This window comes from Senegalimassilia faecalis, assembly GCF_004135645.1.
Lineage (GTDB): Bacteria > Actinomycetota > Coriobacteriia > Coriobacteriales > Eggerthellaceae > Senegalimassilia > Senegalimassilia faecalis.
Genome location: NZ_SDPW01000001.1, coordinates 1,647,380 through 1,670,467 on the forward strand (window position 1 = coordinate 1,647,380; position 23,088 = coordinate 1,670,467).

The following is a 23,088-nucleotide window of genomic DNA, read 5'->3' on the forward strand; positions in this document are numbered from 1 at the left end:
AGGGTTGAGCGAAAGCTCAGCCCAGCTAAAGCAGCGCCGAAGGCGCGTCACTGCTTTATGGGCCTTGCCCCGCGAGCGCAAGCGGCAATGGGGCTGGCGCAACGCGAAGAGGGCGGAGCATTTGCTCCGCCCTCGATTCGCCTCATCTGCAAGGGTTATCGCAGTCAGCTGAACCACGCCGTGCTCGTTGCGCCCCCGCTTCTTCCTTTCTCAGCACGGCCTTCTCGTGCAAGCCTCGCTCTTACGCGGCATTCTCCTCGCGCGACATGGCCTTCTCGTAATCCTTCGTGCCCACGAAAATCTCGTTCGTGTACGGGTTGCGGCCCAGCTTCTTGCTGCGGTAGGCCACGTATCCCAGCGCTGCGATGTTCGCGCCTAAGGCCAGCAGCGAAACCACCAGGTTCACGTTCGGGTCGTTCACCGACTGCACGGCGAAGATGGAGTCGTTGGCGAACAGGGGGCACACCTGGCAGAACATGCACCACAGCGCCAGCGTGTTCGCGCGGTTTTGGATCCAGCCGCCCTTGTTCCACAGCATGCCGGCCACGGTGGGGGCCAGAAGCAGCGCCAGGCCGCAGTACCAGGAGTGCGTCGGCAGGCAGTTGTAGGTGTAGCAGAAGTTCCAGATGTCGTAGGAGATGATGAACACCCAGGTCATGTCAGGCCACAGCATGTCCTGCTTCTTCTTCGACACGTAGATGCCGAACCAACCGGTCATGACGAAGATGTTCAAGATGCCCGCGATGCCGTTGAACACGTTGTGCCAGCCGCCGTGCAGCTCCACGCCCTCGGTGGAGATCCACGTGGTGCCGAACGCGCGCACGGCGCTTTCGCTTGTGTGCCTGCTGGTGGTGGCAAGCGGCATCCTGTCCGGCGCGCAGGTGGGCTCCATGTCATCGAAGCTGCCGGGTGCCGGCATGCTGCTGGTGGCGGCCGCGGTGTTCACGGCGTTCATCGGCACGCTGCTTGGAGCGGCGGCGCAGGTGGTGTGCTCGTGCATGGCGCGCGCCGGCAGGCGCGCAAGCTGGAATCTGGTCGGCGCGGCCGCGGCGTGCGGCGCGGTGGTGATGGTGCTGACGGTGCTCATGTTCGCGGCCATCAACACGGCAAGCCCGAACCTGGCAGCAGTAGGCGGCCTGTTCGCGCTCGACGCCGCCGTGAACGTGGCAATGCTGCTGGTAGCGGCCCGCTTCACGAAGTAGCAAGGTGTGAAAACTGCGCAGCATAATGCACGCGGCTCCATTTGACGTGCGCGCATAAAGCTCGGCAACGCAAAAGCCCCCGCCAATTCGTTTGGCGAGGGCTTTTCGCGCTTTGCGTGCGAATGGCGACGGGCTGATTGACTACTTCAGCGCTGATTCGGCGATCTGCTTGCCGGTTTTGTAGTCAACCCAGCCTTGCGGCATGCTCGCGGCGGCGTCGTTGTGGCATTCCGTGCACGCCATCACCGACGCACGGTGCGACTTGTGGCAGTCGCTGCAGGTCGCATCGCCGTGATGGTTGCTGTGCGGGTTGAACGAGCGGTCGGCCGTGACGTCCATCAGCTGGCTGCGCGTGGTGATTTCGGCGCCGGCGGCGTCGGTGTGGCAGCCGCTCTTCAGGCAAAACGCCGCTTCGTCGGACGAATTCTGCCCCGAGTTCTCCATCAGCTCGGTGATCGATGTTTCTGCGAGCGGGTAATAGTAGTCGCCCGTGATGGTTTCCGTAACCTCGCCGATCTGCTGGCCAAGGGAGGGAACGTGGCACGACAGGCACTCCACGCCTGCCTGCTTGTGCGTGACGGCAAGCATCGAACTGGCATCGCTGACGTTGTTGCCCCACTTATCGACTGCCGGCGTACCTGGTTGCGCTTCGAACGTGTCCACATAGGTGCTCATGGGCGTGTGGCACACGCCGCAAAAACCCGGTGTGTTGTGCCACGTCCAAAAACCAATGCCGGCTACGATGACCACGGCAACGACGATGCCCGCGATCAGCGGTTTCTTGCTTTTCTTTGCTTTCGCGTTTGATGCGCTCGACGGCGTGTCCATGGCTGTCTCCTCTAGAAGTTCGTCTGCGAATATATGCTGAGCGCCCGGAGGGAAGAAAGGGCGCTCAGCGAGGGGGGAAGTCCCGCATCTGCGGTGGGCTTCATGCCGGCGCGCAAGATGGGAGATAAGGATGTGCTACAGGCTTGCCACGTACTTGCCGGCCACGTAGCCCTGCGTGTGGGCGCGTCCAAGCGACAGGCCGGGCATCCACATGGTGTAGTCAACGCCTGCGAAGAAGTTGCCGGCAACGTTGCCGATGGCGAACAGACCGGGGATAGCCTCGTTCGTGCCGTCCTTGAGCACGCGCATGTGTTCGTCAACGTTCACGCCCGACACGATGGCGGACACGCGCACATGGCGATGGATTCCATAGAATGGAGGCGTGTCGATGGGGGCCAGGTACTTGGTCTCTTTGCCGAAGTCCTCGTCCACGCCCTTGGCCACCAGCTCGTTGTAGCGCTCCACAGCCTTCTTGAAGGCGGCGGCGTCGGTGATGCCGAGCTTTTTGGCCAGCTCATCAAGGGTGTCTGCCTTGAACGTGGCAATCTGGCCCTCGTAGACGCCCTTTTTCTCGCCGGGTTCCTCGGGCATATAGGCCTTGATGGCTTCCTGGTCGAACAGCTTGCCCGGCCAGCTTGCGGCCGTCTCGGTGTAGTTGTTGTCGAAGATTTGGCAGTAGTTACCTTGATCGGTTTCGCTGCGCAAGAAGTTGTTCATGATGGACATGCCGCAGGTCTCATCGCAGAAGCGCGTGCCATCCATCTTCACGGCCAAAAACGGCATGTCGCACATGGATCCCGGACCGGCATCGAAGTCATGGAGCATCTTGGTGTGCCCGATTTCCTCCATCGCGCCGCCTGCCCAGATGGCCATCTTGTGTCCGTCGCCGGTCTTGTTCGTCTGTTTGCGGCCGAGGTTCTTCAGATCGGGGATATAGTAGTTGACCATGTCGTCGTCGTTTTGGTAGTCGCCGGCGGCCAGGATGACGCCCTTCTTGGCGTTGAATTGGATGTTGCCATCGCTTCCCTTGGCGATGACGCCGGTGATGCCGCTCGAATCGCCCACCAGCTGCTTGGCCTCGGTGGAGTAGAAGAAATCCACGCCCTGCTTCTCGGCGTATTCCGCCAGGGCCTTCATGCCCTCGCCGGTGTTATAGGGCTTCGGGCCGAAATCGATGGAAAGGTAGTTCACCTCGTAGCCGTTGACTTTCTGTACCCCGGACGTCCATTTCTTGGTGGTGTCGGAAACCTGCGCGCCGCACTGCTGCGCGGTTTCAAACAGCCAGGTGATGGCCTCGCCGGAGTTCTTCGCCCATAGCTCAACCTGTTCACGCTTGGCGCGGTATTCGTGCTTGGCAAGCAGCGTGGATACCACGGCTTCGACGCCGGCTGGGTCGGACTTGTCAAGCAGGATGCCGGTTGCGGTGTTGCCCTGCGAGATGGCGGTGCTTTCCTTCTGGATGACCGCGACGCTTGCGCCTGCCTGCTTGGCGGTGATGGCGGCGGGCACGCCTGCAGCACCTGCGCCCACAATCACCACGTCGTAGTCCTTGGTTTCCTTGATGTCGGTGATGGCCGCCGGCGCATCGAGGAAGCTCGGCAGCCCGGCGCGGCTGTGGCCGGCTGCGGTGGTCGTGCCTGCGTCTGCGCCGCCCTTTGCGGCTTTGGCATCGCTGGAAGCCGAAGATGCGCTCTTGGGCGCACACCCGGCGAACAGCGAGGCGCCGGCGACGCCCGCAGCGGCGATGCCGCTCATTTTGAACAGGTCGCGGCGCGACATTTCCTTGGACATGGTTACTCCTTTCCTATGGAGGCCCGCGCTTGCGCTTGGCTTAAGGCGGGGCCTGGCAACGTTCCCCTTCCTTGCAATTCCCCGTTGCCGTGTCTTCACCGTATCTTCACAATCGCGTCGATGCATCGGCCGGCTTCGTTGTTCGGGGGGCTATTTCTATAACCCTGTCGGATAACCCACTTTCGAACTGGGGAAATGCAGCTGTTTATTTCGCCTGCCGACTCGGCAGGCGAAGCGCCTTCGTATAGAATGGAAAGCGGGGAGAGGGTTTAGCACAGCGCATAACCCTCGTTGAGAAGAGGGATGTGACGGGATATGACAAGAATCGCAGCCGCGAAGGAAGCGGGGGAGGAAAACGCCGCGCCTCAGGCACGCCGCCGGTTGAGGGGCCTGTATGCACCCATTCCGCTGGCGTTTTTGGGTCTGGGCGTGTACCGCGCGTGGATCGAGATTACGTTCGTCGGTTCGTTCGTGAGCTTCCCGGCGTTTTCGCTCTCGACGCGCGACCTATTCGATTTTAGTGCCGTTGCCGAGATGGTACTGTTTGTTTTGCTGGCCCGCAGGATCGGGCCGCTGTACACGAAGCGCTGGCCGTTCGCGTTGTGCGCGACGGCCATGCTCGCTTCGACGGTGTTGTTGTTCGCCTCGTTTTTCGCGCCGGGGCTGGCAGAATCGCTCGGCGTGGTAACCTCGGTTGCCGGCGGCGTGGGGCTGGGCCTTATCATCTTGATTTGGAGCGAGCTGTACGGGTGTTTGAACCCCATTCGCGTGACGCTGTATTATGCGGCGTCGCTCGTCGTCGGTGCGCTTATCATCTACTTATATATGGGGTTGAAGATGCCGTGGCTGTTCGTCATGACGGCGCTTTTGCCTATCGTGTCGCTTGCGAGTGCGCGCAAGGGGTTTGCGCTGCTGCCCGAGGGCGAGCGCCCGCAAAAGGCGTGGGTGAGTATCTCGGTGCCGTGGAAGATCATCTTGCTCATGGGCTTTTTCGCGTTTTCGTACGGTATCGTCGAGGCAAACGCCTACCAGGGCTATTTCGGCCCGCATTCCTCACCGGGAACGTTCGCGGTATCGGGTGTGGTGCTGCTCGGCGTGCTCGTTAAGCGCGACAAATTCGATTTCAACACGTTGTGCCGCATTGCGTTGCCGCTGACGGTGGTGGCGTTGTTCTTGATTTCCGTACTTGGGTTCACTGACGACTACCTCAGCGGATTTTGCGTGGCGGGTGGCTACACGGCGTTCTCCATCCTCATCATGGTGCTGTGCAGCAACCTGTGCTATCGCTACGGGGTATCTGCCATCTGGCTGTTCGGCATGGAGCGCAGCTTGCGGCTTGTATTCATGTTCCTGGGGCGCTGCATGTACGAATACGGGTCGGTCATCACCGTCGGCTCAGTGCGGGGGACAACCATCGCAAGCGGCATCGCCATTTTGGCCGTGGTGATGGGGACGTTTTTCCTGCTGTCCCAAAAGGAGCTGTCCAGCAAGTGGGGCGCATCGTTTTTGGTGGGGCCCGAAGGTAACGGGGAGGCCGTGCGCAAGCAGGAGCTTGCCGATCGCTGCGAGCTTTTGGCAAAACGATTCGGCCTGACGTCGCGCGAAACGGAGGTGCTCATCTTGCTTGCGCAGCGCAAGACCGTCGGCATGATCGAGCGCGAGCTCTACATAGCCAACGGAACAGCGAAAGCGCACGTGCGTCACGTGTACCAGAAGTTCGACATCCACTCCCGCGAGGAGCTGTTCGACCTACTCGGGGTGGACGGCCTGCAGGAAAACGTTGAGGCGAAAAACGCTGGTTGATGCGCTGCGGGTGCCAGTAGCGTCGGGGCGGCGTTTATCGTTCCAGCGGGCGCAGCTTTCCCAGGCTGCTGAGGCGCTCGGCTTCCTCGCGGCGTTGCAGGTCGGCCATCACCACGTGCCCGGCGCGCGCGATGTCGGCGCACTTCTCGGGCGTCAGGCGGCTCCACAGATACTTCGTGGCCACGCGGTCCACGCCGGCAAGCACGATCTGCTGCATGCGCTCTCCCTCACCGGTGGTCACCACGTACACCGCCTTGCGGTCGTCGGGCGAGCTCATGCGCTCCACCCAGCCGCGCGCCGCCAGCCGGTCGGTGGCGCGCACGGCCGTGGCGCTGGTCAGCTTCAGCTCGCGCGCCACGTCCACGATGCGCATGGGGTGTCCCACTTCGCCAAGCCGTTGCAGCACGCGGCACTCCGAAAACGTGGCGCCGTCGCACGACTCGGCAAGCGCGTGCTCCATGCGTCGGCGCAGCACCTCGAACGACGCCAAGGCGCGCGACGCGAAGAACTTGCGCGACATCTCGCGCGAAAGCGGCGGCTCGATGGTGGCGCCGGCCATGACGGCGGCCTCCAGGATAGAGCGAAACGGTGCCGTTTGCGTGGGGAACAGGCGATACAGCTGCGCGATGATGGCCGTGTTCGCCCGCTCGATGTGCGCGATGCCCGCCTCAAGCACGCGCACGGCCGACCCGCGCCGCCCCGGTGCCGCCACGCGCTGCGCGAACCCGGCGTCTTCAAGCGTGTTCACGGCGTGCGTCACCACGTTGGGCTTCAGGTCCAAAATCAGCCCCAGGTCCTTCTGCGCGATGGCCTCCGGCTCGGCGGCGGCCAGCTTCACCAGCACGCGGTACTGCGTGCAGTTCAGGCAGCTAACCTCGTGCAGGCCCGATTTCAGGCCTTCGTGGGCCAGCTCGAAGGCCACGAAGAACGCGGAATCGAGCACAAGCCGCTCGTTAGCTTGCCGTGTGGACGTTGGTGCCATGTCAGCCTTTCAGTTTCGCTACATACGTGAATACATCGTACTCTATTTCGCCCCACCTGTGGCCTTTTGTCCCACATATGTTGCGAACCTTTCCATAATCTTCGCCGCTCGCTTCGAGTTCGCGTATCTGAGCTGGCGCATGCGGAAAGCGAAAGGGATTTGCTTTTGCCGGGGAAGGCGGCGAAAGCGGCGGCTGCGGGGTTGCTCGCTTCGCCCGTTCGCTCGTTGGCGGCGCTCGGCGGACTGCAGGCAAGTCCGAGGCTTCCCAAGCGTTTTGCCGCGGCGTTGCCTCGGCGCCGCGGCTCGTGCCGTCGTGCGGGCGCGGCGGTTATCGGCTGCCCAATTTCCCCATCTGCCAGGTGCTTTGCCCAGCTGGGCGCTATACTGTGCACAGGCGGAAAACCTCAAGCGCAAGGAGGCCACCATGAACATCGTTCACCGTGAAGACCAGCAGCAGCGCGAGCACGTGCTCCTGTCGCCCGACGCCGCGTTCTCGGACGAAACGGAAGGCCGCGCGCAGTCGGCGCAGCCCGACTTCCTGCGCACGGAATACCAGCGCGACCGCGATAAGATCTTGCACTCGAAAAGCTTCCGCCGCCTGTCGCACAAAACGCAGGTGTTTCTTGCCGCCGAGGGCGACCATTTCCGCACGCGGCTCACGCACACGCTTGAAGTGGCGCAGATCGCGCGCACCATCGCCCGCGCGCTCGGCCTCAACGAAGACCTCACCGAAGCCATCTCGCTTGGCCACGACCTGGGCCACACGCCGTTCGGCCACACGGGCGAGGCCGCCTTGGCCGCGTGCCTGGCGCGCCATCGCGGCATCGACCCGGCAAGCGCCCAGGCAGCAGCGCAGTACCGCCACAACGAGCAAAGCCTGCGCGTCGTCGAGCGCATCGAGAACGGCGGGCGCGGCCTCAACCTCACGGCCGAGGTGCGCGACGGCATCCTGCACCACACCGGCCCCGTGCGCGCCGACACGTTCGAGGGCCGCATCGTGGCCACGGCCGACCGCATCGCGTACGTCAACCACGACATCGACGACGCCATCCGCGCCGGCCTGCTCACCGAGGCCGCGCTGCCCGAAAGCACGCGCCGCGTCCTTGGCCCTGACCATTCCAGCCGCATCGAGCTGCTGGTCCGCAACATGGTGGAAACCTCGGCGGCCGCCGACGACATCATGCTGTCCGCGCCGGTGTGGGACGCCATGAACGAGCTGCGCAGCTTCCTGTTCGCCAACGTCTACACCGCCCCGCAGGTGCTTGTGGAGGTGCAGAAGGCGAAATGCCTGGTGGCACAGCTGTTCGATTACTACGTTGCCAACATCGGCGAAGTGCCCGAGGAATACCGCGCCATCTCCGGCGGCGATGACCTGCAGGCCGTCACCGACTACATCGCCGGCATGACCGACCGCTTCGCCACCGCCGCGTTCAACCGCCTGTTCGTTCCCCGCGACTTCATGCGCTAAGCGCGTCCGGGCCGCAATTGCAACCCCTGTTTTCGCGGCGTGCGAACGGCTATAATCAGGCGGCTATGAAACTCTCAAACGACATCCAACCGGCGGTGCAGGCCGCCATCCCCATCGTGCTGGGCTATATCGCCATCGGCATTCCCTGTGGCATCCTTGAAGACTCCATCGGCTTAAACGCGGTGCAGGTGTTCTTCCTGTCCTGCATGTTCTATTCCGGCGCCGGCCAGTTCATGATTCCGAACATGTGGCTGGCGGGCAGCCCCATCGCGTCGATCGTGGCCAGCGTGTCGCTGGTGAACACGCGCCAGATGCTGTACTCGGCGTCGTTTGCGCCCATGTGCGCCAACGAGCGCAAAGGCCTGTCGTTTCTGTTCTCGGCCACGGTCACCGACGAAAGCTTCGGCGTGAACATGGCGAACTTCGCCACGGGAACGTGGAACGTGCGCCGCGCCACCGTGGTGAACCTGTGCTCGTGTGCGTCGTGGACGCTGTCCAACGTTGCCGGCGTGCTTATCGGCAGCGCGCTGGGCATTCCGCTAGCCATCGCCAGTTTCGCCATGACGTCTATCTTTATTTGCTTACTGGTCACGCAGAAGGTCACGTTCGAAAACGCCGTGGCTGCGTTCGTTGCCATGGTGGGCGTGTTCACGTGCAAGGCCGTCGGGCTGGCCGGCCCTGCCATCTTGGTGGGCGCCGTGCTTGGCGTGGTGGCCGCCATGCTCGTGTCGCAGGTGCGCCGAGGTCGCGTTGCCGAGGCTGCCGCGCTCGACGCGCAGGTCGAAAGCGCGCAGGCGGGCGAGGCGAATGCTGCCGATGCGCGGGCTCGCTCTTGCCAGGATGTCGATCTTCCGTGCGGTAATCCGGCCGACGTAAACGCCGCACCTCGTAATAGCGCGCAGGCGGGCGAGAGCGCGCAGGAAGGCGGTGAGGGTCGATGAGCATGCAAGATTTCGCCATCGTGTTCGCAACGTGCCTGGTCACCATGCTTATCTGCCGCTGCGTGCCGCTGTTCGCCCTGAAAGGCCGCCAGCTGCCCGAAGGCTTGGCGCGCGCGCTCGGGTTCATCCCGCCGGCCGCGTTCGCCGCGCTGGTTGCTAACGACCTGCTGTCCCCGGGCATGTTCGACGCGGGCCTGTGGCCTGCGGCTATGCCGCTTGCGGCAGCGGCCGTCGTCGTGGCGGTGGCATGGAGGACGAAGTCGCTTCTGTGGTGCGCCATCGCCGGCTGCGCCAGCTACGCCGCGCTCGCATTCTTCTTCGCCCCCGGCCTGTTCTAGTGCTGCGGCCGCCTGCGCAATGCGGCGTCTTGCGGAAACGAGCGCTTGCTCGCTTGAACTATTCTCAAAGCCAACAAGAGGACGGGGCGGTTTGTCAACTATTTGCTTCAAGCGCCAGGCGTCGGGCTACCGGGCGGTACCGGTCCTGCCGCCCGCTATCCGCGCTTTGCGTATGGTCGCTTCTCCTTGCTTCGCCTCGCGCGCTCCGCTTCCTTCGCTATCCTTCGCTGCACCTGCGCAGATTGCGGAAATTGACGGGGAATGGGGGAACATCCTTGCGGCTTTGCTATAATCACGGGTCGTATATGTGCTAATCGGGAAACCGGGCGGCCTCACCGCGCACGTTTCGCGTCAGGCGCATCGATAAGGCGCCTACCTGAAAAGAAAGAATGGGGACATTATGAGCGAACTGCTTTCGCAGCTGATCACGCCTGAAATCCAGATGGCGTTCACCGTTGTGGTGGTGCTGCTGGTCATCCTATATATCCTGTCCATCGTATGGGTTGCGCGCGACGCGTACCTGCGCGGCACGTACTGGTACGTGTGGGGCATCGTGGCGCTCGTGCCGCTTGTCGGCGTCATCGCGTACTGCCTGCTGCGCCCGCCGCTGCTGCTCATCGACCGCGACGAGCAGGAACTGGAAGTTGCCCTCAAGCAGCGCCAGCTCATGCACTACGGCGAATGCGCGAACTGCGGCTATCCCGTCGAGGCCGACTACGTGCTGTGCCCGAACTGCCATCAGCGCCTGAAGAACCTGTGCTCCCACTGCGGCCACGCGCTTGAGCCGTCGTGGACGGTGTGCCCGTACTGCGCCAGCCCCGTTGCCGGCCAGCGCCAAGCCCGTCGCGCCCCGCAGCCCCAGGCGCAACAGCGCGCCCCGCGCCCGCAGCGCCCGGAATAGCGCACGCTTACCGCAAGCAAATCGCGAGCCGCCCACAAAGGCGGCTCGTTTCGTCTTAATGGGACAAAGGAACAGTCCCTTTGTCCCATTCCGGATACGAAAGCGCCCGCTTGCGCAAGACGCTTGCCATGCAACGCCTTCGCCATTTGAAACCTCTGGCGCTTAAGGTCGGGCCCGCATGCCGAATCGTCCCAAGCGCTTCCGCTCGCTGTTGCGTGGTGCTTCTATGCGCGCGCGGGGTAATTCGTTCCAAAACAACCCGGTTACGGTAGGATGAAGGCCGTTGCCGTGGTGTACTATACGGTAACCGCAATACACATGCTGCGCAGGCGTTTTGCACCTGCCCGGCCCCAAGAAAGGAACGTATCATGGAAATCGTTTTGCCCGACGGATCGAAGAAAACGCTCGACGCCGGCGCAACCGTCGCTGATGTGGCGGCTTCCATCGGCGCGGGCCTTGCGAAGGCCGCGCTCGCCGGAAAGATCGACGGCGAGCTCGTCGACCTGACCGCAACCGTGCACGACGGCGCCGCCGTGGAGATCATCACGGCGAAAAGCCCCGAGGCGCTGCACATCCTGCGCCACTCCTGCGCTCACATCATGGCCGAAGCCGTGCAGGAGCTCTACCCCGGCACGCAGATCGCGTTCGGCCCCGCCACCGACGACGGCTACTTCTACGACTTCTTGCTGCCCGAGAACATCTCGTCGGACGATTTCGGCGCCATCGAGAAGAAAATGACCGAGATCATCAAGAAAAACGAGCCGTTCGTGCGCGAGGTGGTCACCGTCGAGCAGGCGAAGGAAATCTTCGCCGACCAGCGCTTCAAGCTTGAGCACATCGACGACCTCACCGACGAGGAGATCACCATTTACCGTCACGGGTCGTTCGTCGACCTGTGCTCCGGCCCGCACATTCCCTCTGCCGGCAAAATCGGCGCCATCAAGCTCATGAAGCTTGCGGGCGCGTACTGGCGCGCCGACGCCAGCCGCGAGCAGCTGCAGCGCCTGTACGGCACGGCGTTCTTCAAGAAGGCCGAGCTGGACGAGTACCTGCACAACCTCGAAGAGGCCGAGAAGCGCGACCATCGCAAGATCGGCCGCGAGATGGACCTGTTCATGATGCGCGACGAGGCCCCCGGCTTCCCGTTCTTCCTGCCTAACGGCATGCTGCTGAAGAACACGCTGCTTGAGTACTGGCGCGAGATTCACCATAAGGCCGGCTACGTGGAAATCTCCACGCCGCTGATCATGAACCGCCACCTGTGGGAAACCTCCGGCCATTGGGACCACTACAAGGACAACATGTACTCCACCACCATCGACGACGAGGAGTACTGCATCAAGCCGATGAACTGCCCGGGCGGCGTGCTTGTGTACGCGTCGAAGCCCCGCAGCTACCGTGACCTGCCCATTCGCGCCGGCGAGATCGGCACGGTGCACCGCCACGAGATGCGCGGCGCGCTGCACGGCCTGTTCCGCGTGCGCTGCTTCAACCAGGACGACGCGCACCTGTTCGTGCGCCCCGACCAGCTGACCGAGGAAATCGTGGGCGTCGTGCGCCTCATCGACTCGGTGTACCAGCAGTTCGGCTTCAAGTACCACGTCGAGCTGTCCACGCGCCCCGACGACTCCATGGGCTCCGACGAGGATTGGGAAGCCGCCGAGAGCGGCCTGAAAACCGCGCTTGCCGAGCTGGGCATGGACTACGAGCTCAACGAGGGCGACGGCGCGTTCTACGGCCCGAAGATCGACTTCCACCTGGAGGATTCGCTCGGACGCACGTGGCAGTGCGGCACCGTGCAGCTTGACTTCCAGATGCCGCAGAACTTCGACCTGGAATATGTCGACCACGACGGCACGAAGAAGCGCCCGATCATGCTGCATCGCGTGTGCTTCGGCTCGGTGGAGCGCTTCATCGGCATCCTCATCGAGCACTACGCGGGCAAGTTCCCCGTGTGGCTTGCCCCCATGCAGGTGAAGGTCCTGTGCGTGTCCGAGAAGAGCCGCGACTACGCGCACCAAGTTGCCGCGAAGCTCGACGAGGCCGGCATCCGCGTGGCCGTCGACGACCGCGACGCGAAGATCGGCTACAAGATCCGCGAGGCCCGCAGCATCGACCGCGTGCCGTACATGATCATCGTGGGCGAGAAGGAAGCGGAAGAGGGTACCATCTCCGTGCGCGACCGCTCCAACGAGACGCACCCGTTCGCAACCGACGAGTTCATCGCGAAGGTGCTTGAGGAAACCCGCACGCGCGCATAAGCGTTTTTTGCGGATGATGTGGCGGCCCTGCCGGCGTTTCGCCTGCAGGGCCGCTTTGCGTGAAGGGAAGGACGAAGAATGCGTAGCGCTGCTTCGCGGTTGCACAAGGGGTTTTCGTACGAGCGGCGCTTTGCGGCGTGCGAAGCGCATGCGGTGAAGGACGCCGCCGCGTGGGCGGGGCAGTGGGCGGACTGGGCCCCGGGTGGTGCCAAACGTGCGGAACCGTTTGCGCACGTGGTGCTTGACCTGGGCTGCGGCAAGGGTGAATACACCGTGGCGTGCGCGCGGGCGCGCCCCGACGTGCTGTTCGTGGGCTTCGACGTGGACGCCATCTGCACGTTGCGAAGCGCCGAGCAGGCGGCGGCCGCCGGTGTGGACAACGCGGTGTTTCTGCTGGCGGAAGATCCGTTCGCCGCTGCGGAGGACGGGCAGCGCGCGCTCGCTGGCGCCTCTGGCGCGGGCGGCGTGCCCGCGTTGGCGCCCATCGATGCGCACGCCTCGCGCGCAAGCCGCGCGGCGTCGGGCACGCCGCACCGCTCGGGCGCCCCGGCCGAGCTTGACCTGGCGCGCGCGTTCGCTCCGGGCGAGTTGGCGTGCATCCTCATGAACTACCCCACGCCGTTCCCGAAAAAGAAGAAGGCGCACCTGCGCTTGACGTACCTCGACCGCCTTATGGGCTACCGCCGGCTTCTGCGCGAGGGCGCGGGCATTCGCCTGCGCACGGACAGCCAACCGCTGCGCGACTTCTCGCTCACGCAGTTCGAGCTTGCCGGCTACCGCGTGGTGCGGCGCACCGACGACGTGCGCGCCGTGTGCCCCGACGAGCCGTGGAGCGCCTACGAGCGCAAGCTTGTCGAGCAGGGCGCCCGCGCGCTCGGCGTGTTCGCCGTGCCGGGCCCCGCGCCGGCGCACGTGCAGCAAACGGCGCCGTTGTCCCTGGTCAGCTACTTGCCCGACAACCTTGACGCGCTCGATTACGTGCCGCACGGCATGCAGGGCTGCGTGGAGAACCTGCGCAACCGCCACGCGCACGAGCGCGCCCGCGGCGTGCCGGAGTTTCGCCCGCCCGCCATCTAGCCGCATCGCCGCTCGCACCGTCTGTCGCCCGCTGTGCGGCGCGCTCAACATTTCCAATAACCGTTCGTCAGCTCTTATGCATCGCGCCTATAGCCGGCGTGGTAGCATGCTGCGCAGCGATACCAAGTGAAAGGGGAGGAACGTGTCGCAAACTCGTATTCGCACTTACGCCCAGGCCATGCGCCAGGCCAACAAGGAGGCGCGCGCAACGGTGGTTGCGCTTGCGTGCATCATCGTCGTGTGGCTGCTCGGCGGCTTTGGGCTTGCGGGCACCGACATTTGGGTGTTCCACACGCCGTTGTGGGTTATCGGCGGGTGCATCGCGCCGTGGGTTGCGGCCATCGTGGCTGCCGTGGTGCTCAGCCGCCGCGTGTTCGCCGACTTCGACCTTGACGAGGTCGTCGCGGACAGGGACGGTGAATAGCACATGGGCAATCTTGTGGCGCTTATCCCTCTAGTCATTTTCCTGGCCGTAGCGCTTATCATCAGCTTCGTGGCGCGTCGCCGCTCGGCCGGCGAAGGCGGCTTCGTGAAGGAATACTTCATCGGCAACCGCACGCTTGGCGGCTTCGTGCTGGCCATGACCACCATCGCCACGTACGGCTCCGTCAGCTCGTTCGTGGGCGGCCCGGGCCAGGCCTGGATGGTGGGCTGGGGCTGGGTGTACATGGCTGTGGTGCAGGTCACGGCGCTGGTGCTGCTGTACGGCATCGTTGGCAAGAAGCTGGCACTGGTGGCGCGCAAGCTTGACGCGGTCACCGTCATCGACATCGTGCGTGCCCGCTACGGCTCCAACGCGCTGGCCAACATCAGCGCCATCATCGTCGTGCTGTTCTTCGCCGCCACCATGGTGGCGCAGTTCGTGGGCGGCGCGAAGCTGTTCGAGGCCGTCACGGGCTATTCGTACCTGGTGGGCCTCGTGCTGTTCGGCGCGGCGGTCATCCTGTTCACCACCATCGGCGGCTTCCGCGGCGTGGCGTTCACCGACGCGCTGTGCGGCATCATCATGCTGGTGGGCATCTTCGTGCTGGCGGGCGGCATCCTGGTTGCCGGCGGCGGCTACGAGAACATCATGGACACCATCAAGGCGAACCATCCCGCCATGCTCGAACCGTTCAGCGGCGGCAGCATGCCGGCGGGGCTGTACTTCACGCAGTGGCTGCTCGTGGGCATCCTCACGTTCGTGCTGCCGCAGTCCATGGTGCGCTGCATGGGCTTTAAGGACACGAAGGCCCTGCACGGCGCCATGATCACGGGCACCGTCATCATCGGCCTCATGATGATCGGCGTCACGTCTCTTGGCGTGCTGTCGGCCGGCGTGCTTACCGGCAGCCTTGCCGACTACGGCGCCAGCGTCGACAACATCATCCCGCAGGCCATCGCGCAGACGCTGCCCGCCTGGCTTGCCGGCGTGGCCATCATCGGCCCCATCGCCGCGTCCATCTCCACGGTGTCGTCGCTGCTCATTGCCTCGTCGTCGGCCATCATCAAGGACGTGTACCTGCATTCGTGCGAACAGCGCGGCAAGCAGCCCTCCGAGCGCGGCATCGCGCGCGGTTCGCAGCTGGTCACGCTTGTGGTGGGCGTCATCGTGTTCGCTCTGGCCGTCGTGCCGCCCGACGTCATCTGGAAGATCAACATGTTCGCGTTCGGCGGCCTGGAAACGGCGTTTTTCTGGGTGATGGTGTGCGGCCTGTTCTGGCGTCGCGCCGGCAAGCTGGGCGCGCTGCTTTCCATGGCGGGCGGCACTGTGGCCTATTGCGCGTGCATGGCGGTAGGCTTTAAGGCGTTCGGCCTGCACCAGATCGTCATCGGCATCGTGGTTGCCGGCGCGCTCATGGTGGTGGGAAGCCTTATCGAGAAGCGCTCCGCCGTCGAGCAAAAGGCCGTCGACGCCGTGTTCTTCCCGGAATAGGAAACGCAGGGGCGAAAGGCGCGGGAAGCCGACGGTCTGGTTGCAACCTTGGTAACCGCGCAGGTGAATTTCGTGGCGTCGAGCGACAGCTCGACCCCAAATAGAAAGCGCGAAGCGCGCCACCATATGCCCATTGCCGCGGCAATGGGCTGGCAAGCCCCTTTGCACCAAAGCAGCGAAGTCCCTGTGCAAGCTTTCGAAGCTTGCACAGGGACTTCCTTACTTCCCGTCGTCTTCGTGGTGCGCGGCGTGCCCAAGTTCGCGCATGTGGCGGCGGTATTCGCGCACGGCTCGCTCCGCGATGCGGCGCTCCTCTTCCCAGTTGCCGTCTTTCAAGTGCGCAGCGAACGCCTTGGCGGCCTGTGCTGTGCGCTCGGCGGCCTCCTCGCGCGTCAGCGCGGCCTTCGCGCCCAGCTCGTGCAGCTCGTTCTCGTGCGCGGCGTACTCGCGGCGGGCGAAGTCGAGCATCTCGTCCATGGCCCGCTTGCGCCGGCTTTGCCGCTGCAGCGCGAACGCCACGTCTTCCCAGGCCACGTCCTTGCCGGCTTCCGCGCGCGCCTTCGTGGCCATGCGCGCGGCAATCTCCTGGCGCGCCATCATACGTTCAAGTTCCAAGTGCTCGTGCAGAATGGAGCGGATGTCGCTGGGGTGCTGTGCGATTTCCTGCACGGCTTCGATGGGCTTCGCGTCCACCACGCGGTACGTCAGCGAGGCTAGAAGCGGCATCAGAAACACGGTGATGGCGCCGGCCGCCACCAGCACGCCGGCGGTGTCTTGGCTCATAGCACCCGCCTTCGTGGCCAGCGACGTCACGGCAACGATGATGGGCAGCGCCGTGGTGCAGTACAGGGCCACGGTCACGCGGTTGTGCATGGACAGCTCGCTTTTGCCGCGGCCCACGGAAAGCGCCACCACGATGGGCACCGCGCGGATAAGCAGCAGCATGACGATGAACCCAACAAGCAGCACCGGCCGCGCGCCCACGCCCGCCAGGTCGATTTTCGCGCCCGACACCACGAAGAACACGGGGATCAAGAACCCGTAGCCGATGGCCTCAAGCTTCGACTCCAGTTCGTGGTCGCCCTCGGGAATGACGTAGCGCAGCACGAAGCCGGCGGCGAACGCGCCCAACACGATGTCCAGGTCGAACACGGCCGACACCGTCACCAGCCCAATGAGCATGACCACCGTCACGCGCACCAGCGTCTGCGACGTGGTGTTGCGTCGCGCGGCCAGGAAGCGGTATACCGTGTGGCCGGCCTTGCGGGCGCGCGACGGCACCACGGCCATAATCACGCACAGGCCGGCGAACAGCGCCAAGATCAGCAGCGTTTGCCACGTGGTGCGCGTGGTCAACAGCAGCGCCATGGCAAGCACGGGGCACACCTCGCCCCAGGTGCCGAACGCCAGGATGCATTCGCCCACGGGCGTATCGCTGAGCTTGCGTTCCTTCAGGATGGGCATAAGCGCGCCCAGCGCGGTGGTGGTCAGCGCGATGGCCACGGCAATGCCGTCGATGTCCGTGATGGAAAGGTCGGTCAAGAAGTACACGGCTGCGAAGGCCAGCACAATGGAAACCGCCCAGCTGGCCAGGCCTTTCTTGCCTTGCGTGCCCGAAAGGCTTTTCGGGTTGATCTCATAACCGGCCAACAGGAACAAAAACGCCAGGCCCAGCTCCGACAGCATGGTGATGGAATCGGTCACTTGGATGGCGCCTGCCATGTGCGGGCCAAGCAGCGCGCCGGCCAGCAGCAGGATAACGGTTTCAGGCACCAGCCCGCGCGGGACGGCGCGGGCGATGATCGGCGCGCAGGCCGCCACCAGCGCGGCGGTGAACAGGGAAATGAAGTCGATGGACATGAATGTGCTTTCTTACTTGAGCTGGCAATGCGGTTCGGTCGTTTGCGAAGGTGCTTGCGGGCTGCGCGGCGCAGCGTTCGGCGAAGCCAAGCGCTGCTCGTCCGCAAGCCTCGCTTGGCGCCGCGCGCGGTCCGCGCGCAATCGCCTTACTTCGCCAGGTATTCCTGCAGGTCGAACCATGTGCGCGCCGCTTCCGCATAGCCTTGCGCGTACAGGTCCAGCAGCTTCTCCTGGTCGTGCTCCATGCTGTGGATGGTCACGGGCTTCTGCGGGCGGATGACGAACACCTCGCCGGCGTCGTGCATGCGCACCAGCTGGCGATACGTGCGGTTGTACTCGTAGTGGCGGTGGCGCAGCCTATCAAGGTAGTAGGGGAAGTCCGCGTACACCTGCGACAGGACGGGCATCAGCTTGTTGGGACCCTTCACGTAGTCGGCCGCCTGCGTCAGCACCACCACGTGCTTTTTGCGCCCCGTAAGCATGCTGTGCACAATCGGCACGCTGTCGCACGTGCCGCCGTCAAGCAGATGCTTGCCGTCAACGTCCACGATCTGGCTGACCAGCGGCATGGACGACGACGCAATCAGATACGGCAGGTCGCCGTCGTCGGCAAGGTCCACCACGTCGTGGTAATCGGCCTCGCCGGTATCAAGGTTGCTCGACACGGCCGTCAGGCGAATGGGCGAGCGACGGTACGCGTCGAAGTCGAACGGCTCCAGCTTCTCGGGCACCTCGTGGAACGCGAACTCGCGCCCGCAGGCGTTGCCGGTGCGCGCGTAGCTTTTCAGCGACAGGTAGCGCGGGTCGTTGGCGTACTTCATGTTCAAAAAGCACGTGCGGCCGATCTCGCCCGACACGTAGCAGTAGCCGTTCAATGCGCCGGCCGACACGCCGAACACGCGGTCGCAGAACAGGCCGTGCTCCATGAAATAGTCAAGCACGCCCGCGGTGAACTGCCCGCGCATGGCGCCGCCCTCAAGTACCAGGTTCGCCGGTGTGGTGTTGCGCTCTTCCCAGGCAGGGGCCGTGCGTGCGCTTTCGCCGGCCTGCTTGCCGGCGGTATCGAAATCGCTCATCGTAACTCCGTTCTCATTGGTTCTTGATTAGTATAGCCTGCAGCGGCGCCAAGCTTCGCCGCACTCCACGATGTCAGCGTTTCGTTGACGTTTCCAATGTAATGACACCGAAATAGTAGCAATTCCGTGACGAACGCGCGCAAGCCTATCGCACGCGCGCCTAAGCCGCTACAATGGCCACAAGCAAACAAGGTTCGGCAGGCCGCCCGCAGCGGTCTGCCCGCAGAAAAGGAGGCTCATCATGAGCAAGATCATCTCTTCCGCAGAGTTTCAGTCCGAAGTCGAGCAGTCAGACGTGCCCGTGCTCGTCGACTTTTTCGCCACGTGGTGCGGCCCGTGCAAGATGCTTGCGCCCGTGCTCGAAGAGGTTGCGGCCGAAGTGGCCGGCCGCGCGAAAATCGTGAAGGTCGACATCGACGCAAGCCCCGACTTGGCGCAGCGCTTCGGCGTCATGAGCGTGCCCACGCTCATGGTGTTCCGCGGCGGGCAGGTTGCCAACCAGGCCGTCGGCGTGCAGCCCAAGCCGGCCCTTCGCGCCCTGCTCGGCCTGTAGTCGCGCTCTAGCGCGGGGTCGGGCGCGCCGCTCGGCCCCGTGTTTTCGTACGCATGCTCAACCAGCTTGGCGCGCGGCACATTTGGGGGGTAAAGTGGATACCGAACGCAATCGCTGGTAGAGAAGGGGAATGCCGCGAACACGCACTGCAAACAGAAGATGCTCGCACTCGCCGCAGCTGCGGTCGTGCTGTTTGCGTCCCTGTTTTGCGCTTCGACGGCTTACGCCGAATCCGCCGGCATCGATCGCGCCCGCGCGCTGGCGGCCGGCATGAACGAGCATTTGTCCAAGCCGCTTGACATGGCGCGGCTTATCGACATTCTGGAGAGATGCCGAGATGCGGAGAAGTCCTAGCCCCGTGTGATACCATGCACATCAAACCTGCAATCAAAGGCGTCGTTCCGCATCCCGGTTCGGCGCCTTCGTTTACGCTTGCGCCCTGCCGCATGCACCATCGCGAAGGAGAAGCCGCGTGATCACCCGCAAGATGATCCCCGAATACCTCAAGTACATCCTGCCCACCATGCTCACGTTCACGCTTGCGGGCATCTACAGCATCGTCGACGGTATCTTCGTCGGCCATGCGGTCGGCGACGCGGGCCTGGCCGGCATTAACGTGGCCTACCCGCTTGTCTGCCTTATTCTGGCCGTGGGCACGGGCCTGGGCATGGGCGGCGGCGTCATCAGCTCCATCGCGCGCGGCGAAGGGAACAGCGCTCGCGCGACGCGCGTCATCGGCGTCACGCTGTTCATGCTGTTCGCGGCATCAATTCCCATTCTCGTGCTCTACATCCTGTTCGCCGAGCAGCTGTGCGCAGCGCTTGGCGGCCAGGGCGAAACGCTTGTCCAGGCCGTGCACTACCTGCAGGTCATCGCCGTCGGCGCGCCGTTTCAGGTGCTCGTCACCGGCTGCACGCCGCTTATCCGCAACCGCGGGCAGGTGGCCTACGCCATGGCGGTGCAGCTGCTTGCCGGCGTCATCAACGTCGTGCTTGACTACGTGTTCGTCATACAGTGGGGGCGCGGCACGGCCGGCGCCGCCGAGGCCACGGTGGTTGCGCAAATCGTGGCGTTTCTGTTCGTGCTGGCGTTTTTCGCCCGCCGCGACAACCGTATTCCGCTGCGCGATTTGCTGCCCGACGCGTCCATCTGCGCGCACATCGTGAAGCTCGGCGCCGCACCGTTTGGCCTTACGCTTTTGCCCGAGGTGTCCACGGTCGTGAACAACATCAGCCTGTCGTACTACGGCGGCGAGGTGGCGCTGGCGGCCTATGCGGCCATCGCGTACGTGGCGTTCTTCGTGCAGATCATGATCCAAAGCGTCGGTGATGGCAGCCAGCCGCTCATCAGCGTGTACCGCGGCGCGGGCAACGCCGACGCCGTGCGGCGCCTGCGCAACACGAACTACGCCGTGGCCATCGCGCTTGGCATGGCGGGGCTTGGCCTTATGTTCGCCATCAGCGACCTCATCCCGCCGTTGTTCGGCGCCTCCGAGGCGGCCGCGCCCATCATCGTCTACGCGCTGCCGGTGTTCTCCATCTGCTACATCTTCTACGGCTTCACGCACACCACCACGTCGTACTTCTACGCCGTCGACGACGCGCGCTGCTCGAACGCCCTCGTCGTCGCGGAGGCGGTCATCGTCTGCGTCGTCGTGTTCGTCATGGGCCGCCTGTTTCAAGTCGACGGCATCTGGTTTGCGCCCACGGTCCTGCAGATCATCCTCGCCATCATAGCCGGCACCCTCCTCTACCGCCGCCACCGCGCCCGCAAGTAAGATTTGACAGCTCGGCTCGCTGAAGCGATGAAGATATGGTACCAAAATGGTATCAATATCCATCCTGTTGCCTTTCTCTCGTATACTGGTCGCAAACACATGCGAATGCGGCTTGAAGCCGCAGGGAAAGGGGAGCACCCATGACGAACAGCGAAAACCTTGGCAATCAGCCAAGTGCTTGCAGCAACCAGCCGGAAGCGCCCGCAAATGCTCATACCGAAACTCTCGACGTTGCCATCATCGGCGCGGGCCCGGCGGGGCTGACCGCTGGCCTGTATGCGGCGCGCGCAGGTTTGCGCGCCGCCGTGTTCGAGCGTCTGTCGCCTGGCGGGCAGCTTGCGCAAACGGAGCGCATCGACAACTACCCCGGCTTTGCGCAAGGCGCCGGCGGCTTCGAGCTGGCGTGGTCCATGAAAGAGCAGGCCGAGCGCTTCGGCGTTCGCGTCATCAACGAAGAAGTAACCGCCCTCGATGTTGCCGCAGCCCCGAAAACCCTCGTCACGTCCGCTGGTGCTTATCGTGCTGCAAGCGTCATCGTGGCCACCGGCGCTCGCCCGCGCAAGCTCGGCGTGCCCGGCGAGGCCGAGCTGACCGGCCGCGGCGTGTCGTACTGCGCCACGTGCGACGGCAACTTCTTCCGCGGCAAAACGGTCATGGTCGTCGGCGGCGGCAACACGGCGGCTGCCGACGCCATCTACCTTTCGCGCCTGGCCAGCCGCGTCATCCTCGTGCATCGTCGCAACGCCTTGCGCGCCACGCCCGTTTACCACCGCCAGCTTGCCGAGCTTGAAAACGTCGAGTTCGTGTGGAACGCCACGGTGCGCGCCCTGCACGGCGAAGACGGCAAGCTTGCCGCCGCCCAAATCGAGCACCTCGCCGACGGCTCCCTTGAAACCATCCCCGTCGACGGCGTGTTCGTGGCCGTGGGCACGCAGCCGAACACCGAGCTGCTTGCCGGTGCGCTGCCGCTTGACGAAGCCGGCTACATCGTGGCCGACGAAACGTGCGCAACTCCCGTTCCCGGCGTGTTCGCAGCCGGCGACGTGCGCGCGAAAACCCTTCGCCAGGTGGTCACGGCGGTGGCGGATGGTGCAGTCTGTGCGGAGCAGGCTGCAAGCTACGTTGCAATCTGCTAAAATTTGACAGTTCGACAATCGGTCCGGCCGCGCCACGCCGCCAGATCGTGCTGTGCGCCGCCCGCGCGCAGCAAGCAGCAACGTATGACAAGGACGCACGAACCATGCAAGATAGCGAAATGCGCGACAAGCTCGGCAAGATCATCTCCGCCTATGAAGACCTGCAGGCCAAGATGAGCGACCCGGCCGTGCTTGCCGACCAGAAGGAATACAACAAGCTGGCGAAGGAATACGCCGACCAGGGCCCGCTCGTGGAGAAAGCGCGCGAGTACCTGCAGGCCTGCGCCGACATCGACGAGGCCAAAGAAATGCTCGGCGATGCCGACATGAAGGAGTTCGCCCAGGAAACCATCGCCGCGGCCGAGGAAAAGCTTCCCGGTCTTGAAGAGGACATCAAGTTCCTGCTCATCCCGTCCGACCCGGCCGACGAAAAGGACATCATCGTCGAAATCCGCGCTGCGGCCGGCGGCGACGAGGCGGCCATCTTCGCGGGCGACCTGTTCAAGATGTACGAGCGCTTCTGCTCCAGCCGTAAATGGAAGATCGAGCTGATGGACGTCAGCCCCTCCGATGCGGGTGGCTACAAGGAAATCCAGTTCAAGGTCAAGGGCGACAAGGTGTACTCCGTCATGAAGTTCGAATCGGGCGTGCACCGCGTGCAGCGCGTCCCGAAAACCGAATCGCAGGGCCGCATCCACACGTCCACGGCCACCGTGGCCGTGCTGCCCGAGGCCGACGAGGTCGAGGTCGACATCAACGAGAACGACCTGCGCATCGACGTGTATCGCGCCGGCGGCCCGGGCGGCCAGTGCGTCAACACCACCGACTCGGCCGTGCGCATCACGCACCTGCCTTCCGGCCTGGTCGTGCAGTCGCAGGATCAGAAGTCCCAGCTGCAGAACAAAATCGCGGCCATGGCCGTGCTGCGCGCCCGCCTGTACGAGAAGATGCTCGCCGAGCAGCAGGCAGCCGAGGGCGCCAAGCGCCTCGCGCAGATCGGCTCGGGCGATCGCTCGGAGAAGATTCGCACGTACAACGGCCCGCAGGACCGCGTGACCGACCACCGCATCGGCTTTAATTCCACGTACACGAGCGTGCTGCAAGGCGACGGCCTCGGCGACGTCATCGCCGCCCTCCAAGCCGCCGACCGAGCTCAAAAACTCGAAGAAGCCGTGTAAG

At 64.1% G+C, this 23,088-nt stretch carries 21 protein-coding genes; 15 read left to right on the forward strand and 6 right to left on the reverse strand.

All coding sequences use genetic code 11. The features are described 5' to 3' along the window. Nucleotides 1–241 precede the first annotated feature (241 nt). Entirely contained in the window at nucleotides 242–823 is a 582-nt protein-coding gene (locus tag ET524_RS06970; RefSeq protein WP_236648277.1) for a DUF5692 family protein, read from the reverse strand. Here ET524_RS06970 and ET524_RS06975 point away from each other — a divergent pair. Then, nucleotides 804–1,202: a hypothetical protein gene (locus ET524_RS06975; protein ID WP_201738874.1), complete on the forward strand. Its 399-nt coding sequence runs from the start codon at nucleotides 804–806 to the stop codon at nucleotides 1,200–1,202. The genes ET524_RS06970 and ET524_RS06975 overlap by 20 nt on opposite strands. A 141-nt stretch (nucleotides 1,203–1,343) precedes the next feature. Here the strand turns inward: ET524_RS06975 and ET524_RS06980 are convergent, their stop codons facing one another. Together ET524_RS06980 and ET524_RS06985 are read right to left on the reverse strand one after the other, a co-directional pair. Next, on the reverse strand, nucleotides 1,344–2,030 hold the full coding sequence (locus tag ET524_RS06980; protein ID WP_129424428.1) for a cytochrome c3 family protein: 687 nt from the start codon (nucleotides 2,028–2,030) through the stop codon (nucleotides 1,344–1,346). A gap of 135 nt (nucleotides 2,031–2,165) precedes the next feature. After that, nucleotides 2,166–3,821, reverse strand: a complete 1,656-nt coding sequence (locus ET524_RS06985) for an FAD-binding protein (RefSeq protein ID WP_129424430.1) — start codon at nucleotides 3,819–3,821, stop codon at nucleotides 2,166–2,168. 315 nt (nucleotides 3,822–4,136) lie between these two features. On the opposite strand from ET524_RS06985, the gene ET524_RS06990 reads away from it, so the two are divergent. Continuing rightward, nucleotides 4,137–5,624, forward strand: a complete 1,488-nt coding sequence (locus ET524_RS06990) for a response regulator transcription factor (RefSeq protein WP_129424432.1) — start codon at nucleotides 4,137–4,139, stop codon at nucleotides 5,622–5,624. Between the two features lie 34 nt (nucleotides 5,625–5,658). On the opposite strand, the gene ET524_RS06995 is transcribed toward ET524_RS06990, so the two are convergent. After that, a complete protein-coding gene (locus ET524_RS06995) occupies nucleotides 5,659–6,567 on the reverse strand; it encodes a MarR family transcriptional regulator (RefSeq protein ID WP_201738712.1) in 909 nt (302 codons plus the stop codon). A 463-nt stretch (nucleotides 6,568–7,030) separates the two neighbouring features. Between ET524_RS06995 and ET524_RS07000 the strand changes: the two genes are divergently transcribed. The 8 genes from ET524_RS07000 to panF all read left to right on the forward strand — a co-directional run bounded on the left by ET524_RS07000 (nucleotide 7,031) and on the right by panF (nucleotide 15,507). After that, nucleotides 7,031–8,074, forward strand: coding sequence for a deoxyguanosinetriphosphate triphosphohydrolase (locus ET524_RS07000; protein WP_129424436.1), 1,044 nt, complete (start codon nucleotides 7,031–7,033; stop codon nucleotides 8,072–8,074). Between the two features lie 65 nt (nucleotides 8,075–8,139). Then, nucleotides 8,140–9,015 (forward strand): AzlC family ABC transporter permease, encoded by an 876-nt coding sequence (locus ET524_RS07005; RefSeq protein WP_129424438.1) that lies wholly within the window; start codon nucleotides 8,140–8,142, stop codon nucleotides 9,013–9,015. Next, nucleotides 9,012–9,353 carry an AzlD domain-containing protein gene (locus ET524_RS07010; RefSeq protein ID WP_129424440.1) on the forward strand — a complete coding sequence of 114 codons (342 nt, stop codon included), beginning with the start codon at nucleotides 9,012–9,014 and terminating at the stop codon, nucleotides 9,351–9,353. The genes ET524_RS07005 and ET524_RS07010 overlap by 4 nt, the downstream gene beginning before the upstream one ends. Nucleotides 9,354–9,753: 400 nt before the next feature. After that, nucleotides 9,754–10,254 (forward strand): zinc ribbon domain-containing protein, encoded by a 501-nt coding sequence (locus ET524_RS07015; RefSeq protein ID WP_129424442.1) that lies wholly within the window; start codon nucleotides 9,754–9,756, stop codon nucleotides 10,252–10,254. Nucleotides 10,255–10,622: 368 nt separating this feature from the next. Next, entirely contained in the window at nucleotides 10,623–12,515 is a 1,893-nt protein-coding gene (thrS, locus tag ET524_RS07020; protein ID WP_129424444.1) for a threonine--tRNA ligase, read from the forward strand. A gap of 78 nt (nucleotides 12,516–12,593) precedes the next feature. Next, nucleotides 12,594–13,592, forward strand: coding sequence for a tRNA (guanine(46)-N(7))-methyltransferase TrmB (trmB, locus tag ET524_RS07025; RefSeq protein ID WP_129424446.1), 999 nt, complete (start codon nucleotides 12,594–12,596; stop codon nucleotides 13,590–13,592). Nucleotides 13,593–13,734: 142 nt separating this feature from the next. Next, a complete protein-coding gene (locus tag ET524_RS07030; RefSeq protein WP_129424448.1) occupies nucleotides 13,735–14,016 on the forward strand; it encodes a YhdT family protein in 282 nt (93 codons plus the stop codon). 3 nt (nucleotides 14,017–14,019) lie between these two features. Then, on the forward strand, nucleotides 14,020–15,507 hold the full coding sequence (gene panF / locus ET524_RS07035; RefSeq protein WP_129424450.1) for a sodium/pantothenate symporter: 1,488 nt from the start codon (nucleotides 14,020–14,022) through the stop codon (nucleotides 15,505–15,507). Nucleotides 15,508–15,726: 219 nt separating this feature from the next. Here panF and ET524_RS07040 read toward each other — a convergent pair whose 3' ends face one another. Next, the gene (locus ET524_RS07040; protein ID WP_129424452.1) at nucleotides 15,727–17,367 is read right to left on the reverse strand and encodes a cation:proton antiporter domain-containing protein; all 1,641 of its coding nucleotides are present in this window, start codon (nucleotides 17,365–17,367) and stop codon (nucleotides 15,727–15,729) included. A 146-nt stretch (nucleotides 17,368–17,513) separates the two neighbouring features. After that, entirely contained in the window at nucleotides 17,514–18,443 is a 930-nt protein-coding gene (locus ET524_RS07045) for a patatin-like phospholipase family protein (protein WP_129424454.1), read from the reverse strand. 241 nt (nucleotides 18,444–18,684) lie between these two features. On the opposite strand from ET524_RS07045, the gene trxA reads away from it, so the two are divergent. The 5 genes from trxA to prfA all read left to right on the forward strand — a co-directional run bounded on the left by trxA (nucleotide 18,685) and on the right by prfA (nucleotide 23,087). After that, entirely contained in the window at nucleotides 18,685–18,996 is a 312-nt protein-coding gene (trxA, locus tag ET524_RS07050; protein ID WP_129424456.1) for a thioredoxin, read from the forward strand. Between the two features lie 159 nt (nucleotides 18,997–19,155). Further along, nucleotides 19,156–19,350, forward strand: coding sequence for a response regulator (locus ET524_RS07055; protein ID WP_129424458.1), 195 nt, complete (start codon nucleotides 19,156–19,158; stop codon nucleotides 19,348–19,350). Nucleotides 19,351–19,468: 118 nt separating this feature from the next. Continuing rightward, on the forward strand, nucleotides 19,469–20,773 hold the full coding sequence (locus tag ET524_RS07060; protein WP_129424461.1) for an MATE family efflux transporter: 1,305 nt from the start codon (nucleotides 19,469–19,471) through the stop codon (nucleotides 20,771–20,773). 140 nt (nucleotides 20,774–20,913) lie between these two features. Beyond that, on the forward strand, nucleotides 20,914–21,909 hold the full coding sequence (gene trxB, locus ET524_RS07065; RefSeq protein WP_129424463.1) for a thioredoxin-disulfide reductase: 996 nt from the start codon (nucleotides 20,914–20,916) through the stop codon (nucleotides 21,907–21,909). Nucleotides 21,910–22,028: 119 nt separating this feature from the next. Continuing rightward, the gene (gene prfA, locus ET524_RS07070) at nucleotides 22,029–23,087 is read left to right on the forward strand and encodes a peptide chain release factor 1 (RefSeq protein WP_129426149.1); all 1,059 of its coding nucleotides are present in this window, start codon (nucleotides 22,029–22,031) and stop codon (nucleotides 23,085–23,087) included. Nucleotide 23,088 lies beyond the last annotated feature (1 nt).